17 protein-coding genes and 1 pseudogene are annotated in these 17,323 nt (G+C 53.8%); 13 read left to right on the top strand and 5 right to left on the bottom strand.

Going from position 1 to position 17,323, the window contains the following annotated elements:
- Nucleotides 1-113: 113 nt before the first annotated feature.
- The 8 genes from CSQ89_RS12110 (at nt 114) to CSQ89_RS12075 (ending at nt 9,298) form a co-directional block, all read left to right on the top strand.
- Entirely contained in the window at nt 114-782 is a 669-nt protein-coding gene (locus CSQ89_RS12110; protein ID WP_099406414.1) for a response regulator transcription factor, read from the top strand.
- A complete protein-coding gene (locus tag CSQ89_RS12105; RefSeq protein WP_099406413.1) occupies nt 779-2,101 on the top strand; it encodes an ATP-binding protein in 1,323 nt (440 codons plus the stop codon). Before CSQ89_RS12110 ends, CSQ89_RS12105 begins: the two co-directional genes overlap by 4 nt.
- 499 nt (nt 2,102-2,600) lie before the next feature.
- On the top strand, nt 2,601-3,269 hold the full coding sequence (locus CSQ89_RS12100; protein ID WP_099406412.1) for a MarC family protein: 669 nt from the start codon (nt 2,601-2,603) through the stop codon (nt 3,267-3,269).
- A gap of 218 nt (nt 3,270-3,487) precedes the next feature.
- Nucleotides 3,488-4,807 (top strand): hemolysin family protein, encoded by a 1,320-nt coding sequence (locus CSQ89_RS12095; RefSeq protein WP_099406411.1) that lies wholly within the window; start codon nt 3,488-3,490, stop codon nt 4,805-4,807.
- Nucleotides 4,807-5,619 (top strand): segregation and condensation protein A, encoded by an 813-nt coding sequence (locus CSQ89_RS12090; protein WP_099406410.1) that lies wholly within the window; start codon nt 4,807-4,809, stop codon nt 5,617-5,619. The genes CSQ89_RS12095 and CSQ89_RS12090 overlap by 1 nt, the downstream gene beginning before the upstream one ends.
- An 18-nt stretch (nt 5,620-5,637) precedes the next feature.
- On the top strand, nt 5,638-6,201 hold the full coding sequence (gene scpB / locus CSQ89_RS12085; RefSeq protein WP_099406420.1) for an SMC-Scp complex subunit ScpB: 564 nt from the start codon (nt 5,638-5,640) through the stop codon (nt 6,199-6,201).
- 103 nt (nt 6,202-6,304) lie between these two features.
- Entirely contained in the window at nt 6,305-8,524 is a 2,220-nt protein-coding gene (locus CSQ89_RS12080) for an HDOD domain-containing protein (RefSeq protein WP_158228983.1), read from the top strand.
- Between the two features lie 201 nt (nt 8,525-8,725).
- On the top strand, nt 8,726-9,298 hold the full coding sequence (locus CSQ89_RS12075; RefSeq protein ID WP_099406408.1) for a phasin family protein: 573 nt from the start codon (nt 8,726-8,728) through the stop codon (nt 9,296-9,298).
- A gap of 81 nt (nt 9,299-9,379) precedes the next feature.
- Here CSQ89_RS12075 and CSQ89_RS12070 read toward each other — a convergent pair whose 3' ends face one another.
- Both CSQ89_RS12070 and CSQ89_RS12065 read right to left on the bottom strand, forming a co-directional pair.
- Nucleotides 9,380-10,084 carry a hypothetical protein gene (locus CSQ89_RS12070; RefSeq protein ID WP_099406407.1) on the bottom strand — a complete coding sequence of 235 codons (705 nt, stop codon included), beginning with the start codon at nt 10,082-10,084 and terminating at the stop codon, nt 9,380-9,382.
- Nucleotides 10,075-11,007 carry a LysR family transcriptional regulator gene (locus tag CSQ89_RS12065; protein WP_099406406.1) on the bottom strand — a complete coding sequence of 311 codons (933 nt, stop codon included), beginning with the start codon at nt 11,005-11,007 and terminating at the stop codon, nt 10,075-10,077. Before CSQ89_RS12065 ends, CSQ89_RS12070 begins: the two co-directional genes overlap by 10 nt.
- A 235-nt stretch (nt 11,008-11,242) precedes the next feature.
- Here CSQ89_RS12065 and CSQ89_RS12060 point away from each other — a divergent pair, with 235 nt between their 5' ends.
- Nucleotides 11,243-11,536: a hypothetical protein gene (locus CSQ89_RS12060; protein ID WP_099406405.1), complete on the top strand. Its 294-nt coding sequence runs from the start codon at nt 11,243-11,245 to the stop codon at nt 11,534-11,536.
- Nucleotides 11,537-11,649: 113 nt separating this feature from the next.
- Here the strand turns inward: CSQ89_RS12060 and fnr are convergent, their stop codons facing one another.
- On the bottom strand, nt 11,650-12,387 hold the full coding sequence (fnr, locus tag CSQ89_RS12055) for a fumarate/nitrate reduction transcriptional regulator Fnr (protein ID WP_099406404.1): 738 nt from the start codon (nt 12,385-12,387) through the stop codon (nt 11,650-11,652).
- A gap of 162 nt (nt 12,388-12,549) precedes the next feature.
- On the opposite strand from fnr, the gene CSQ89_RS12050 reads away from it, so the two are divergent.
- From CSQ89_RS12050 to CSQ89_RS12035, 4 genes are all read left to right on the top strand, one after another.
- Entirely contained in the window at nt 12,550-13,224 is a 675-nt protein-coding gene (locus CSQ89_RS12050; protein WP_099406403.1) for a sulfite exporter TauE/SafE family protein, read from the top strand.
- A 5-nt stretch (nt 13,225-13,229) separates the two neighbouring features.
- Nucleotides 13,230-13,700 carry a DUF7931 domain-containing protein gene (locus CSQ89_RS12045; protein ID WP_139023029.1) on the top strand — a complete coding sequence of 157 codons (471 nt, stop codon included), beginning with the start codon at nt 13,230-13,232 and terminating at the stop codon, nt 13,698-13,700.
- Nucleotides 13,701-13,874: 174 nt separating this feature from the next.
- Nucleotides 13,875-14,132 carry a hypothetical protein gene (locus CSQ89_RS12040; RefSeq protein WP_099406401.1) on the top strand — a complete coding sequence of 86 codons (258 nt, stop codon included), beginning with the start codon at nt 13,875-13,877 and terminating at the stop codon, nt 14,130-14,132.
- A gap of 107 nt (nt 14,133-14,239) precedes the next feature.
- Nucleotides 14,240-14,422, top strand: a complete 183-nt coding sequence (locus tag CSQ89_RS12035) for a hypothetical protein (protein ID WP_099406400.1) — start codon at nt 14,240-14,242, stop codon at nt 14,420-14,422.
- A gap of 138 nt (nt 14,423-14,560) precedes the next feature.
- On the opposite strand, the pseudogene CSQ89_RS12030 reads toward CSQ89_RS12035, so the two are convergent.
- Together CSQ89_RS12030 and aroC are read right to left on the bottom strand one after the other, a co-directional pair.
- Nucleotides 14,561-15,512: pseudogene (locus CSQ89_RS12030) on the bottom strand (IS481 family transposase).
- 193 nt (nt 15,513-15,705) lie between these two features.
- Nucleotides 15,706-16,806 carry a chorismate synthase gene (gene aroC / locus CSQ89_RS12025; protein WP_099406399.1) on the bottom strand — a complete coding sequence of 367 codons (1,101 nt, stop codon included), beginning with the start codon at nt 16,804-16,806 and terminating at the stop codon, nt 15,706-15,708.
- Nucleotides 16,807-17,323: the final 517 nt, after the last annotated feature.

Raw genomic sequence — 17,323 nt, 5'->3', positions numbered from 1 at the left:
ATTTTCAACGCCGTATTGCCGACGCGCAGCAGACTTTAGACAGGTTCTAAGATCTTACTGCGCAGCCGTGCACCAAGGTTGCCTGCCTGCCGAATCCCACGTACTTTTCCGCTATGCGCATACTCCTTGTTGAAGACGATAACCTGTTGGGTGACGGGCTTAGGGTCGGGTTGACCCAGGCTGGTTTTACCGTGGATTGGGTGAAAGATGGCATTGCGGCAGATGCTGCAATGGCAGCCAATGATTTTGCCGCCGTGGTGCTGGATTGGAATCTACCGCGCCAGGATGGCCTTGCCCTGTTGAAGAAATTACGTAGCCGACGCGATGCGACGCCTGTGCTGATGCTGACAGCGCGGGATGCGTTGGCGGATCGGATTGCAGGCTTGGATGCGGGTGCCGATGATTTCCTCATCAAGCCTGTGGCGATTGCCGAGTTGGCTGCCCGCCTGCGCGCGCTGACCCGCCGGGCAGCAGGCCGTAGCGAGCCCTTGTTTCGCCATGCCGGGTTGACGCTGGACCCAGCCCGTCGTTGTGTGGAAATGGCGGGTAAGCAACTGGAGCTATCCGTGCGGGAGTTTGACTTGCTGGCGTTGCTCATCGCCCAGCCGGGTCGGCCGCTGTCGCGTGAGCAGATAGAGAACGCGCTGTATGGCTGGGGTGAGGAGGTGGAAAGCAATGCCATTGAGGTGCATGTCCATCACCTGCGTAAGAAGCTGGGCGCGGATTGGATCAAGACCCTGCGTGGGGTGGGCTACGTGCTCAAGCCTGAGAACACGGCGTGATCACACGTTCTTTGCGGCACCGGTTGATTGTGTTGTTGTTGGCTGTTTTGGCGCCGACCTCGTTGATACTGGCGCTGGTGGCCTATCAGCATAGCGTACGTGAAGTAGATACCTTGTTCGATCACCAGCTGGAACAGGTGGCCGCCACATTCTTCCTGCTCGATCTATCCCAGTTGCAAATTGCGATCGATGCCCCGGGTTTCCAGCATTTTGACGACGACGACGCGTTTGTCGCCCAACTGTGGTCAGCCGAAGGCAATGTGCTGATGCGCAATGAGTTCTCGCCGCAGATTCCTTTTAATCCACACCCCCCGCGCATGCAGACATTGGAATTGGAGCACGAAAACTGGCGGGTCTTTCGGGTGCAGGAACCTGTCAGCGGCCGTTGGTTGGCTGTCGCCCGGCCATTGCATGAGCGTGACGCGCTGGTGGCGGGCTTGGCTGCTGGATTGGTCTTGCCGTGGCTGATGTCTCTGCTATTGCTGGTGGGTTTGATTTGGTGGGCGGTGGGACGCGGCCTTGCCCCTTTGACCGAGCTTTCGCAGCAAATCGCCAGCCGCCGGCCTGATGATCTGATGCCTGTGGCGGTGGACGCCACGCCTTTGGAGGCCGCTGTGTTGGTGAGCGAAATCAATCTATTGTTGACCCGGGTAACTGGTGCATTGGAGAACGAGCGCCGGTTTACCGCCGATGCAGCACATGAGTTACGTACGCCATTGGCCGCTATCCGTGCACAGGTTGAAGTTGCGGCCGCTGAATCGGATGCCGAAATCAGGCAACATGCTCTGCGACAGGCTGAAAAGGGCGTAGCAAGGGCAACACGGCTGACCGAGCAGCTTTTGACTCTGGCGCGGTTGGACCATCTGGACGCGGTGCCTGATACGGGCGAGTGCGACCTTGTCGCTCTGGCGCGTGAGGAGCTGACCGATGTCACCGGCAGGGCGTTGGCGGCTGGGGTGGATATTGCATTGGAAGGTGGCGATGGGCTGGTGCATGGTTCTGCCGAACTTCTGTGCCTGGCTTTGCGGAACTTAATCGACAATGCGCTGGCCCATACGCCAACCGGTGGCTGCGTGACGGTGAGTGTCACGCGTGATACGACCGGTGTGTGCCTGCAAGTGCAGGATAGCGGTGAAGGCCTGCCTGCTGCAGAGCTGAGCCGTCTGGGTGAGCGTTTCTTCCGCGCCGGCAGCCGCCGGCCAGGTAGTGGGCTGGGTTTGTCCATTGTGCGGCGTATTGTTGTTTTGCATGGTGGCAGTCTGGTTTTCCACACCAAGCCAGGACTATGCGCACAACTGCGCTTTCCTCCACACGATTGACTGCACAAGCTTGTGGGGCCAGTGTGGACAAGCTGGCTAAGCTGATGTGTAACAAGCGAAAATACTAGCTGCTTAAAATTTAAGCAGGATGGGTTGAATTAGGACAAATACCCGTCAAAAGGCCAAAATTCCCATCAATGCTGGCTTTGCCCACAATTGCACACAGTTGGGGAGGTACAAGCTTGTGGGTTGGGTGTGAACAACTTGTCTAAGCATCTGAACGGATAGGGTTTTCTTGGGGTGCTTATTTTTTGAGCGATCCTGAAAAAAGCCGTATTTCGCCCGATGAATGTCTAAGATGCCTAATACAAGGCGGTCCCTTCGGTACTTTTACACAGCGGGAAGCTAACAAAGCTGTGGGTGGGCTGTGGGCAAGTAAGGCAAGCTACTGAGACAACGGGGTTTTTCTGCCTTGCTGCAATTTTAGGCATGCAACAGATCGATTCACAGCATTGCAGGTGGCTGTCATCATCGCGGGAGTTCATTTTTTGTGGCTCACATGACCGACGATCTGATCGAGTTCATCAAGAGCATCCTGTTGGTGTTTACCACGTTGCTTCCCATCATCAATCCGCCTGGCGGCGCGCCGATTTTTCTTTCCTATACCTACGGCAGTAGCGACCACGAGCGCAAGCTGATTGCCAAGCGCATTGCGATCAATGGTTTCTTTCTGCTTTTGGGCGCCATGTTCGTCGGCACCTACGTTCTGAAGTTCTTCGGCATTTCATTGGCAGTCGTCAAGGTTGGCGGTGGTCTGGTCGTGGCGGCGGCGGGTTGGCGGTTGTTGAATGCGGAAGAAAGCAACCACGAGCCGGCGGGCGACAAGCCCACGGATGGCGGGCTGATGCGGCGTGCTTTTTTTCCGCTGACTTTCCCTTTCACCATCGGCCCTGGCTCCATCTCGGTCGCCATTACACTAGGCGCGTCGTTGCGCTCGCGTGGTGGTATCGATGTATTGAACCTGGGTGGAGGTATGATTGGTATTTTTCTGCTTTGCACCGTGGTGTTCTACAGCTATCGGTTCGCCAATCGACTATTGGCGAGATTGGGCGAGACAGGTATTACCGTATTTCTACGGCTTTCCGCCTTTATCCTGCTTTGCATCGGCGTGCAAATTCTTTGGAATGGCGTGGCGGAACTGTTGCGCAGCGTGGTCACTGGTGTCTGATTCACCCACAATCTGTCTGGAAAAGCCTGTGGGCGGCCTGTGGATAAGCCATGCAAGCAATTGAACCGGCAGGTGCTGCTTTAGTTTGCCTTAAAATCGGGCAAACGGCGCTGTGGCGCCGTATTTGGTACGTAGCTATAGCCTATCGCTCGCTTGTTCTGCCCATTGCTGCGGGCGGCCGGTTACACTAGTAGCTTCATCATCACTAGTTTCCCATAATGGAGATAGCTCTTTTACTCGGACTGATTCTGCTCAATGGCTTGTTCGCCATGTCCGAGATTGCCCTCGTTGCAGCCCGCCGTGCTCGTTTACAAGTCCTCGCCGAAACCGGTGATGCAGGCGCCCGCGCCGCCATCAAACTGGGTGAGAATCCTACCCGCTTCCTATCTACCGTTCAGATTGGCATCACTTCCATCGGTGTACTGAACGGTATCGTTGGTGAATCCGCCTTGGCCGGTCCCTTCTCGATCTGGCTGATTGGGTTGGGTATGAAACCCGAAGTAGCCAGCATGTTCGCGCTGGTGCTGGTGGTGTTCTGCATTACCTATATTTCGATCGTGGTGGGCGAACTGGTGCCCAAGCGTATTGGCCAGCTAAATCCTGAACCCATCGCCCGCTTGGTGGCCCGACCCATGCAATGGTTGGCCGCCCTGACCAAGCCATTTGTGCGGTTGCTGACGGCTTCAACCGATTTGGCTTTACGTGCGCTCAGCGTTCGTACCGATCAAGCCAATATGGTAACGCAGGAAGAGATCCATGCCTTGTTGGCGGAGGGGTCTGAATCCGGTGCGATCGAGCAACACGAGCATGAGATGGTGCGCAATGTGTTTCGGTTGGACGACCGCCAGATTGGTTCGTTGATGACGCCGCGGTCCGATATCGTGTTTTTGGATGTCGAAGCCGAGCACAAGATGAACCTTGAAAAGATCGCCGAGACCGATCATTCGCGTTACCCAGTCTGCAAGGGGGGGCTTGACGAAGTGCTGGGCATTGCCACCGCCAAACAAATTCTGGGTCAAACCTTGCGTGGCGAGCAGGCAGAGTTTTCTACCCACCTGCAGCAGGTGGCCTATGTGCCGGAAACCTTGACTGGCATGGAATTGCTGGAGAATTTCCGCACGACATTCGTTCAGATGGCCTTGGTCATTGATGAATATGGTGAGATCCAGGGGCTGGTGACGTTACAAGACTTGCTGGAGGCGATTACGGGTGAATTCAAGCCGCACGATGGTAAAGACGCCTGGGCCGTTCAACGTGACGATGGCAGCTGGTTGCTTGACGGTTTGATCCCTACGCCTGAGCTGAAAGATCGCTTGGCATTGCGTGAGGTGCCCGAAGAAGACAAGGGCCGTTACCACACGCTGGCCGGTATGTTGATGCTGCTGCTGGGCCGGCTGCCGCAAACAGCCGACAAAATAGACTGGGGCGGGTGGATTTTTGAGGTGGTCGATATGGATGGAAAGCGTATCGACAAGGTATTGGCCAGCCGAGACCCCAGTGCCGATACCAGTAGCGATGTCGAAGTGGGTATGGATTGATGTCACACCCGGCTGAGCCGATTGCGCTGCTGTTTGGCCAGCCGGTGATCGAGCTGCCGAATGACTTGTACATACCGCCCGATGCGCTGCGGGTGATGTTGGAGCGTTTCGAGGGTCCGCTTGATCTGTTGTTGTATCTGATTCGTAAGCAGAATTTCGACATCCTGGATATACCCATGGCGCGGGTGACCGCGCAATACATGGACTATGTGGATGCAATGCGGGTGCAGCAACTGGAGTTGGCGTCAGAGTATCTGCTGATGGCTGCCATGCTGATCGAGATCAAGTCGCGTATGTTGCTGCCGCGCCAAGCTGTGGTGGAGGGGGAGGAGCATGATCCGCGGGCAGAGTTGGTCCGTAGGCTGCTTGAATACGAGCAGATGAAACTCGCAGCCTACGAGATTGACCAGTTGCCGCAAGCCGGGCGGGATTTTCGTTGGGCTGCTGTTTGGTTCGATAGAGAGATGGTGGTGCGTCTACCCGATATAACGCCGGTTGATCTGAAACAGGCCTGGATGTCGTTGCTGGCCCGGGCCAAACATAACAAACAACATACCGTACGGCCTGATGAACTCAGTGTGCGTGAGCAGATGAGCGGGATACTCAAATTGTTGGCGGGTGGGCGTTATCTGGAATTCGCCGAGTTGTTTGATACCAGTCGGGGTGTGCCGCTGTTGGTGGTCAGCTTTATTGCGGTATTGGAATTGACCAAGGAAGGGTTGATTGCGGTGACGCAGGCCGAACCCTATCAACCCATTTATGTCTGCCTGGCGGGTGCCGAAGCAGCCCCACAGTGCCGAGCAGTAGATTAGTTGTTGAATAGATTTGCCATGCAATCGAGCCTACACGACCGCCAGCATATCCAGAACGTGATTGAAACCGCCTTGTTGGTGGCAACTGAGCCTTTGGGGCTGCACGACCTAAAAAGGTTGTTTGCTGAAGAACTACGCGCCGATTTACTCAATGAGGTGTTGGAAGCGATTCAGCAAGCTTGGCAAGGGAGGGGGGTGGAACTGGTGAAACTGGCCAGCGGATGGCGTTTTCGCGCGCGCTTGGAGTTCCAGCCTTACCTGGATAGGCTCAGCCCGGAAAAACCGCCGCGTTATTCGCGCGCGGTCATGGAAACCCTCGCCATCATTGCCTACAAGGGGCCGCTGACCCGGGGGGAGATTGAAGAAATTCGCGGTGTGGCGGTGTCGACACAAATTGTGAAGACACTGGAAGAGCGCGACTGGATTGAAGTCGTGGGCCACCGCGAAACACCGGGCCGTCCGGGTCTATATGCGACGACCAAGGCATTTTTGGACGACATGGGGCTCAAGAGCCGTACTGAGCTGCCTGCATTGGCCGAGTTGGGCCAGTTGGTCGTATCCGAACCAGAATCCACCCAATAATCTGCCTATGCTGGTGTTTGGTGGCCGGTCTGCTAGGCTGAAAACACAAAATCTAGGCCAGGGCGAATATCGGGTATACGGCCGGCGCAGTGGCGGGCGTGCAATGGATAGCGAGACTATATACACCCTGATACACGAGCGCGGCCAAAGCTGGCTTGCCCAGGCTGATGACGGCCATCTGGCGTTGCTCTTGCCGGACCCAGGCCTACCAAAGGTGCCGGCTCCGTTCGATGTTGGCCATGCTGTTCTATCCCCCCTTGAAGGCAATGCAGACATCGATAGCATTCGCTGGTTGGCCTATCGCTGGGGTGAAGGACAGACTTTGGCGGAGCGCCTGTCGTTGGGACCGCTTGATGGTGCTGAAGCCGTGCAAATGGTGGCGCGTTTGCTTGAAGGTGTGATTCATACGGGCTTGCTGGGCTATGCCATGGCTCCATTGCGTGTAGAGCACGTATTGTTGAAGCCCGATGGTGGCATTCAGTTGGCGGGGGTGCTGCCGCAAGGCGCAATCAGTGAGCCACTGCTACCTGGGGTGGCTGAACTGCTTTTCCATGCACTGAGTGGACAGCCGGCGGCACGTGATGGGCGTGGCGCGTTTCCCTTATTGTCCAGTTTAGTCCCCGAGATCGATCCTCACCTTGAGGCCATTGTTGCCGGCGCAATGGCGCAACCCGGCTATCCGGTATTTCGGTATCCGTTGGATTTACGCACCGCTTTATTGACGTACCTAGATGGACTGTGTGAATCGACGGCTGGTGGTGAAGAGGAGGAAATGGCGCCGTTGGCCCAACTTCTCCACCGTATGGAAAACACCGACGATTATCCGGCGTTGTCGCGGGCAGTGGGTGCGATCAACCATATTGCCGAAGCTGATACAGAAAAGCTGCAAGCGCTATCAAGTGTGATTTTGCGCGACTTTTCGCTGACCAATAAGGTGCTGCGATTAGCCAACTCGGCCAGCCATGGTCAATTCAATGGCGGTGCCAGTACGATTTCCCGCGCTGTCATGGTGCTGGGCTTCAACACTGTGAAGTCTCTCGCGCTGGCATTGGTGTTGATTGAACATCTCAGTAATCGGGAACACGCTGAAGCTTTGAAAGAGGTGGTGGCACGCGCTTTTTTTACCAGTCTCATTTCCCGTAAGTTGGCTGAAAAATGTGGTTATCGCGATCTGGAAGAAGCCCGGGTTGCTGGTATGTTCCATTTACTGGGCAAGATGCTGACGGTGTTTTATTTCCATGACGAGTCTCAAGAGATCGATCGTCTAGTGGCTGAGGGAGAACGCGAGGAGCTCGCAACACAGCGGCAGATTGGCATGAGTTATGCCGAGTTGGGCATGGGGGTGGCGAAGTCATGGAATTTGCCTGACAAGCTTGTCAGCAGCTTGGCCAGCGAAAGCGGAAAGCCTCGTACACCCCGGCAGGATAGCGATTGGTTACGTCTATTCTCCAACACGGCGGCTGGCTTGATGGAGGCGACGCTGGCGGTGGAGGAGCCGACCCGCTTCAAAGGTTTTTTGCGTGTGCGCGATCAATTTGGGGATGCGCTGCGCGTGAGCGAGCGAGACTTGCGGGTTGCAGTCAACGATGCGATTCAAGAGACATTACACGAGGCGGCGGTATTTGGCCTGGATGCGCAGGGAAATGGTGCACTGTCGCGCCTACGCCAGTTGGCTGGGCTGCCGGCGCTAACTGTCAGTCCGCCGGAGATGGAAGAATCGGCAGTGGAATCGGCGGCGTCTCCACAGGTGTCAGAATTGCCACCAATGATTGATGTGCTTAAACCGGATATCAAAGACCGACCGTTGGTTATTGATGCGTTGGCCAACTGTATCCAGGAAGTAGCAGAAACCTTGATTGGTGAGTTTCGGCTGAATGATTTGCTGCGCATTATCCTGGAAACACTCTATCGTAGTTTAGGCGCACAGCGTGCCTTGATTGCCACCCGCAGCGTGCAGCGTAACGCCATTGTTGGCCGTTTCGGTTTTGGTGAGGACATCGACCAGTTTCTTCCCCGGTTCATTCTGACGCTAGACGACAGTGCCGATGTTTTTCGTGTCTCGCTGGCTAAAAATGCCGACATGCTGATTGAGGACATTGATAGCGCGGGTATACAGGAGCGGATTCCTGCTTGGTTTCGGCAAATAGGCGCGGGGCAGACCTTCTTGCTGATGCCGGTGGTGATTGATCGCAAGATCGTGGGAGTTTTCTATGCCGATAGCGCACAGGCGGGTAGTCTGATGTTGGGGCCCAAAGAATTGTCCCTTTGCAAGACATTGCGTAATCAAGCTATTTTGGCGATTCGACAGAAAACACCGGCTTAATTGCGTCGCCGCAATAGCATTTTTGCTCTATTTTTCAAGTGACTGTTATATAAATAAAAATAAGTAATCAATCATTTTGTGCATTGCACAAAATCAGTTGACTCCCTAATTGGCGCTCCTCATAATGGGTTCATGCTGCGGTGCAGGATTTCACAGTTGAGCACAGTTGCAATCACCCATATCAAGCTAGGAGAAGACCAAATGTTTGCTACCACCGATTTCGCCGCACTCGGCCAAGCCCAAGTTGAAAAGTCGATCCGTTTATCCAACATTGCCCTTGCCGGCGCTGAGCGCTTTTTCGCGCTGCAATTGGATGTTGCCCGTGATTTGATTGCTAACAATACCGCTACCGTTAAGGCCTTCTCCGAAGTGAAAGATGTACAGGGTCTGATTGCACTGCAACAACAAATTTCCCAACCTGCCGTCGACAAAGCCCTGGCTGTCGCCAAGCATGTCTACGAAGCCACCAGCAGTGCACAGGCTGAACTGGGCGCTTTTGTTGAAGAGCAAGTAGTCGAATTCAATAGAAACCTTGTTTCCAACCTGGATAAGGCTGTCAAACAGGCGCCGGCGGGTTCTGAAATCATGGTTTCTGCAGTCAAGACCGCTGTGGCAACCGCTGCTTCGGCTTATGACACTGTTGCCAGGACTGCCAAGAAGGTCACCAGCGATTTTGCTGATGCAGGTGTTGCTGCTGCTGAGAGTTCGGCAAAGGCTGCTGCGAGTGTATCCAAGAATGCAATGCGCAAAAATCCGCCTAATATCGCGGTCTGATTGGTAAGTGCAATCAATAACTTCTCGTCATTGAAAGATGGCGGGCAGATAAATAGAAACCCACGCAGTCAGCGTGGGTTTCTATTTATCTGGGTTTGATGAGCTTGGTAAAGCGCTTTGTTCGCATAGCCAAATCAGTAATTGAGCCAACCTATGTGCGGGCGAGTCACTATTAGTGGCGGACACGAAGTCAAATAAGGGTGGGCGTGCATGAAAGGGCTGGTAGTGCTCATTCTGGCTGCTTTGTTGGTAAGCGATAGCCAGCGCTTTGATTTTTGCTTGTATCTGTTGCTGGCCTAACCAAAGCGGCTGAAATGCTGCGAATGGCACGGTATGGATAAGGCTAGCCAATCCGAGTAGGCCGCTCCCCACTTCGTGGCTAAGTTGCGACAAGAACTGTGGCGCCAGCAACCCGCCTGCATGCAGCCAGCCGCGTGGTAGCGGGGCGAGCGCATCCAAAATGTCTTCCGCACGTTTTAGCATGTCGACACTGCCACCCGCCGCCAATTGAAAACCATACTGCTCGGCAAATGGACTGTCTTGCCATGCTGCGGTAATAGCATTGGCCGGCAATGGATTGGGGATGGGGGTATCTGCGTAGATGAGCAGGTCATGGGCTTGAAGCGCAGGTAAGGTATTGCCGGTGCATAGCCCTATATAGTTGGTCTCTTTGCCTTGGGATGACCGGGAAGCCGGGTGAGTACCGTCCAAGAGCTCACAGCAAAAGCCAGCCCGATTCAATCGTGCCAGGACAGGTTCTGGTCGAGCTGTGACGATCAATCGCATAGGAGATCATCCCGTTCCGACTGTTCGCACAGCCGCCGCCGTACGGCGTCGTTGCTGAGATGTTCAAGAAACCAACGCAATGCATTGCCTCGTAATTTGCTTGGCCAGGCGACATTGAGTTGGGCGACTTGTTTTTCTTCTTCGACATGCAGCTCAACCAGCTTGCCGCTTGCCAAATAGGGTGCTGCGTTGCGGCGGGGAAGGAAACCGACACCCATGCCCGCCAATTGCGCACACAGCTTGTCGCGTTGGCTGGCTACGGTCAGTGTGGCTTGACCTGTCAATAAGCCGGAAGTACGTGGTTGGAGAGTACGCGAACTGTCGCCCACGCTGATTGCCCGGTGGCCTCGAATGATTTGCATCGGTATTGGCTGGGGTTCTCTTGCAAGCGGGTGTTGTGGCGCAACAGCCAAAACAAATTCCACCCAACCCAGGCGCTGGCTGCGAAAGCCGCCACCAGGTGGTGCTTCGTCCGGTGCCCCGATGGCGAGGTCAGCCCGCCCCGTGTAGAGGGCGTCCCATACCCCACCATACCCTTCGTGCAGGAAGCGCAGCCTGGTCTCTCCACCAATGCGGTCAAAAGCAGCGACGGATTCAAGCAATACTTCGAAGTCAATCAGGTCACCTACGGCAATGCGTAGTTCAGGCTCCCACCCAGTTGCTACGCGCTTTACCCGGGCTTCCAGGGCGAGCACGGCATCCAGCAATGGACGGCCCTCGCGCAACAGTTCTTGGCCTGCTGGAGTTAGCCGGGCTCGATGGCCACTACGATCGAAAATCAGCACGTCCAGATCTTGTTCTAGCTTTTGTATGGTGTAGGTAATGGCTGAAGGCACGCGATGGAGTTCACTGGCAGCACTGGCGAAACTGCCTTTTCGATCAATAGCATCGAGAACAACCAGAGCGTCAAGCGACAAGCGCATTTCAAGGATTCCGAAGTAGTTGGACTCAGCATTAACAAGCAACTGCTATGGAAGTATGGTTGAGTCTGTTTGATTTGCTTAAATATTCATCGAATCGCCTGAATGCATGCTGCGCCGCAGCATCAGTTTAAGCAATAGGTGATTGATCAATAGGGGTTTTCCTTGTGGGTGGCCAAGAGTAGGATGTTTCTTAGTTCCGGCGCAAGATCGGAATCTGATCATGGAGACCTTCCGCATGAAATTGAAGTCTATTTTGGTGCTTTGGCCCTCGTTTCTGGTAGCAGGTATCTTGAATAGTTTGTTTTTCACGCTCTTTGATCCGCTGGAGCTGAGTTTTGGCGGTGAACCTTTGTTTGAGAGCCGGGTAGTGGCTTATTCCTATGGTTTTTTCGTGTGCTGGTTATTTGCGGGCCTGTCGAGTGGTTTAACGCTCTTCTTCGAGCGTGATCGGGCCGAGATCAATCGTTACTGTCCGGTTGACTTCAGCAAGCCGCAGCAAGAAGAGAACGAAGCGCATTTAATGCATTGAAAGGGTTGGTTGCCCAAATGAATGGCTCCCACCCTGCATTTAAAGCGTGACATAGCTGCATAAAGTACGATTCAAATATAAAGGCGACCAATTGGTCGCCTTTATATTGTTGTTTATGTGCTGCTACAGCTTCCCAGTAATATTCTTATGCCGCCAATGTCGAGTAAATCAACTTGCTTGCCTTGGACTCTGATCAATCCATCGGTTTGAAGGCGTGAAAATGTCCGGCTTACCGTTTCAAGTTTGAGGCCCAGATAGCTACCAATCTCTTCCCGCGTCATGCGTAGGTGAAAACCATTGGCAGAAAAACCACGAGCTTCAAATCGTTGGGAAAGATTAAGTAAGAAGGCTGCCAGCCGTTCTTCAGCCCGCATGTTCCCCAGCATGAGTAAGAGACCCTGGTCCCGTACGATTTCCCGACTCATCAGCTTATAAAAATGGCGAGTCAGCGATGGAATGTCACGCGAAAGACTATCCATCTGCATGAAAGGCAGCTCGCACACCTCACCGTCCTCTAGTGCGATAGCCGTACAGGCGTGCTTGCCGCCTAACGCATCAAGGCCCAGCAATTCACCCGCCATATGAAATCCGGTGACCTGTTGCCGCCCATCCTGCGACAAGACGGTTGTCTTGAAGAAACCGGTTCTGATCGCATAGAGCGAATGAAACGATTGGCCAGCCAAAAATAATGCCTTGCCCCGTTTCAGGGGGATGCGTTGGCGGATAATTTCGTCCAACTGTTGGAGTTCTTCAGCGGTCAGTCCTATCGGTAGGCATAGCTCGCGTAGACTGCAGGTAGAGCAGTTAGCGCGTAGTTCATAAAGTGGGATGAATTCGGAAGTGCCGGACATGGATAGAAAGACTCGAATGCTGCGTCAGCTATAAGTGTGATGGCTAAGGGAGCACCAAACAAGGAGTAACGCCAATTCCTCGTCTTGCTGATTAGGTGTCAACCTGTATAAATTGTATTTTTGGTTTGCAGCAAGCTGCTTGGGCTTGGATAAACGCTGTTTATGGCTAATACATTAGACTTGGTTGGTTTTGCAGCATGGTTTGCGGCCGGTTTTCTGGGTGGTGTCCATTGCCTTGGCATGTGTGGCGGCCTTGCCTCCGCCCTTGGCCTGAATCTGTCGGGTAGCCGTATATCTTTGCTCTTGGTTGCCAATCTGGGGCGATTGACCTCGTATATTACAATCGGTGCATTGCTTGGAGGAGTCTCGGGGGCTTTGGCATTGATGCCGCATGCCTTGTACTTTCAGGCGGTATTGTATGTGGCCTCGCTTCTTTTGGTGATTATGCTGGGGTTTTACCTTGCCGGTTGGTCACCCTGGTTGGCTAGGCTTGAGCGGGTAGGTGCCCCGCTATGGCGGCGCTTGCAACCGCACTTTAGTGCTTTGCTGCCTTTGCGCAGTATTCGTACTGCATTTGCAGCAGGCGCTATTTGGGGATGGTTGCCTTGTGGTTTGGTCTATACCGCAGCAACAGCTGCTTTAGCCAGCGGGTCCGCTTGGTCAGGTGCAGGCATCCTGGCGGCGTTTGGGCTGGGTACGCTGCCTAATCTGATGGCAATGGGATTGGCCGCCAACCAAATTTTGCATTGGCGGCAGAAAGTATGGCTGAGGCAAGTTGTGGGTTTATTGCTTGCAATGTATGGTTTGTTCGGACTATTTCGCTATTTCATCGGGTAATGATCATGTCTGCTAATAGTTTTGATTCACTGGTCGATTATCAAGCTCAAATTCAGCAATTGATCAGTAATGCGGAGCGAACCCTGTGCTGGTTTGATGCCGATTTAAGTAGCAGCGGTATTGATAAACCAGAATTAGTGGCGTCGATTCGCCATTTTCTGGCCGCATCAAATTTAGCGCGAGTCAAAATCTTGTTGCAGGAGGACGTTTGGTTTTGGCGTAAATGTACACACCTTAATGAAGCGTTAGGTGCATTTGGCCACGCTGTAGAGGTGCGAATATGCAACGAAGTTGATAAAGTGCCGGGCGAGCAATTCCTGATCAGCGAAGCCGCTGCGGTAAGGCGTTTTTATCCTACATCGATGCGCGGTGAGGCGAGCAGTTCCGGAACTGTACGGACACTGTGTCAACAGCGATTTGATGATTTATGGTCCCGCGCCGAGCTTCCAAGCGAGGGACGCCGGCTTTTCATTTAAGCTGTACAGGCCCATTGAGATGTTGCACTGCAATTTGAGGCTGGTTTTTTCTATAAAAGCTGCTAGAATTTTGCCGTCGGTCGAATTTGATGCGTCAAAGGTTTCAAAGCCCTCGATCAACGGTCGATTGCTTACAAGTTTTATTTAGAACTCACACTTACTAAGGTTAAAACCATGAACAAGCTCCTCGTTGCTGCGCTGATCGCTTTGGGTCTGGCCGCTTGCGGTCAAAAAGAAGAAGCCCCTGCTGAAGCTGCTGCTCCTGCCGCAGAAGCCCCGGCTCCTGCTGCTGCCCCCGCTGCTGATGCTGCCGCTGCTCCTGCTGCTGCTGAAGCGGCTGCACCAGCCGCTGAGCCAGCAGCTGCTGCACCAGCCGCTGAACCTGCTGCACCAGCTGCTGCCCCGGCTGCTCCTGCTGAAGCGCCAAAGTAATTTTGGGTTCGCAAGCAGTTGCGTAAAAAGCCGGCCTCAGGGTCGGCTTTTTCTTTGACGATATGCACAAACATTGAGCACATACAACTTACACCAAGGTTTAATTCATGAACAAGTTACTGATTGCTTTATTAATTGCCCTGGGTTTGACTGCGTGCGGTCAAAAGGAAGCGGCTCCTATTGTTAAGTCTCCAGTTGCACCGGCTGCTGAAGTTATCGCAGCACCCGCTACTGATGCTGCCGCAGCTACTACAGCGGCTACCGAGGCCGCTGCTGCTGAGTCCAATTAGCCAGTTCCTGCTGAATTGCCAAAGCCGTAATTGGCTCTGCGGGCGGAAATGCCAAAGAAAATGCCGACTCAAAGGTCGGCTTTTTCTTTGGCAGCATATACAGCTAAAAGAATCTAACGCCCCGCTCAAAGTCTCGCACTAGGTGTTTAGTCCCACAGTGTGCTGGAACGGATCAATCCTGAAATGTTGTGGTTCGGTTGCCCAGATCTTGCAAACATGTTCATAAGGGGTTAACCCCTTTAGCGTCTTCAAGCGACGAGCAAAGTTGTAGGCCATCAGGAACGTCTGCAAATGCGATTTCAGCTGATCATGCGATTGATAGTGGTAACGCTTGACCGTCGCCTCCTTAATCGTCCGATTCATACGTTCGACCTGTCCATTGGTCCAAGGATGGCAGACCTTGGTTAGCCGATGTTCGATGTGGTGGGCTTGGCAGAGGCGATCAAACGGAATCGCCCAGTAGGCTTTAGTGCCTTGCCGCTTGGCAAACTGAATGCCGTTGTCTGTCAAGATCGTATGAATGGTGTAAGGCACAGTGGCAATCAAGCCAGACAGAAAATCCCTTGCCACCAGGCGTGTTGCCCTGGGATGAAGCTCAGCGTAAGCCAGTTTTGACGTCCGATCGATGGCGACAAAGAGATACAGCCGTCCTTCGTCAGTTTGGACTTCGGCAATGTCGAGATGAAAGTAGCCGATGGGGTATGGCTTGAACGATTTCTTCTGCGGTTTATCTCCCTCGACTTCGGGTAATAGGGAGATGCCATGGCGCTGCAGACAGCGATGCAAGGCAGAGCGGGTTCAAATGCGGCATGCTGGGCTGGAGCGCGTACAAGCAGTCGTCCAAAGGCAGCAAGGTGTACTTCCGGAATGCCACGATGGCGGCTTCTTCCTCCTGCGCCAGCACCGTCGAACGGGCTGCCTTCGGCCCCATGGGTGCATCGTGCGTAAATGAGCGAGCCCGCCATTTTGCATTGGTCTTGGGATTCACCCCGTGCAGCTTGGCCAGTGTGCTCAGGCTCGCTTGACTATGTTGTATCGCTCGACGGGTTGCCTGTGTCGTTGTGGCGCTTCCATGTAAGACTTGTCCCATAAATCATCCTTTCGTAGCTGGCTATAAATTAAACCAGCACACTGTGGGACTAAACACCTAGGGAAAGACAAGGCGAAAATGACAGAGACAGCGGAGCTTACTCAGTGGAAGCATGAGTTTCCCGAGGGCGTCTCAACGCGATATTGCCGATGCGCGGCATGCATTAAATAGGTTGTTGGACTTTATCTGATGACTACGAGATGCGCCCGGGAATGCGTGGTGTGTCGACTACTACATCGGCATTTTGGGCCCGATGACGTAATGCATGATCTATCAGTACCAGCGCTAACATAGCTTCTGCAATAGGCGTTGCACGAATCCCCACACAGGGGTCGTGCCGGCCAGTCGTCGAGACTTCGACAGGATTTCCTCCCTTATCGATTGAATTGCGGGGTTGAGGAATGCTGGAGGTCGGTTTGAGCGCCAAGCTGACGCGAATATCCTGCCCCGTCGAGATGCCGCCGAGCACGCCTCCTGCATGATTGCTAGCAAAGCCAGCAGGAGTAAGCTCATCACCGTGTACGCTACCTCGTTGTGCCACGGTGTCAAAGCCATCGCCAATTTCGATGCCTTTGACGGCGTTGATGCTCATCATCGCGTAGGCTATGTCGGCATCCAGACGGTCGTAAACAGGCTCACCCCAACCTACGGGGACATTTTCCGCGACGACTTCGATACGGGCACCGACAGAATCGCGCTCTGTGCGAATCGTGTCCATATAGGCTTCCAGTTGGTCGACCACATCCTCGTTGGGCGCAAAGAACGCATTCTGTGGGACGTATTGCCAGCCTTTGAAGGGAATGGACACTTCGCCCAGTTGGCTCATGTAGCCGCGAATAACCACACCATATTTTTCTATCAGCCATTTTTTGGCAATGGCCCCAGCGGCGACACGCACTGCGGTTTCTCGCGCCGAACTGCGACCGCCGCCCCGATAGTCACGGATGCCGTATTTATGCCAGTAGGTGTAGTCAGCATGCCCTGGTCGGAAGGTTTCCACAATCTTGCCGTAGTCCTGACTCCGTTGATCCTGATTGCGTATCAGTAACCCAATAGGCGCTCCAGTGGTTTTGCCTTCGAAGACACCTGACAGGATTTCGACTGTATCGGGTTCTTTACGCTGCGTGACATGCCGGCTTGTGCCGGGTTTGCGGCGATCGAGTTCGGCTTGGATATCAGCTTCTGTCAGTAGAAGACCGGGAGGGCAGCCATCCACTACGCAGCCTATGGCAGGGCCATGGCTTTCACCAAAGGAAGTAACTGTGAACAACAGACCCAAGGAACTCCCTGACATTGCTAGCCTCTTTGATTCAATTGCGTGATATGCAAGCCGGCCTCAAAAGCGAGGCCGGACTGGTTTTCGTACACGAAATTTTAGCACAGCAAGCTCTGTATCCTTGCGAGGTTTGGCTGTCCAAAGGCGACGTGGTGATTGGGTTGGGAGTGGCTACCACTGCATGCGTTCTCAGAACCTGTCTAAAGTCTGCTGTGCGTTGGCAAGACGGCGTTGAAAACACCCTCGGAATGCTCATTTACCCTATGTAAACTCCGCTTCCTCGGCTGTTCTTGCCTTGTCTTGCTCTAGCTCGCGAGACTTTAGACAGGTTATCAATGCGCGAAAGCCACTGAAGACAGTGGCCCTCGGTATCAAGGCATCGTGTGGTGGGGAAACGCTAAGCGGGTTTAATTAACTGATGTTACGCAGTAGCTGCGAGAAGCAGCTGTAACTGATCATAAGCCGCGCGGGAGGCGTTGATCAGTAACTTGCGGCAAAGTGCGAATGGGTTCTTCTGCGTCTTGATGCTCAGGCA

It is taken from the genome of Chitinimonas sp. BJB300, from assembly GCF_002735695.1.
GTDB lineage: Bacteria > Pseudomonadota > Gammaproteobacteria > Burkholderiales > Chitinimonadaceae > Chitinimonas.
This window is presented reverse-complemented; position numbering and strand designations above follow the sequence as displayed.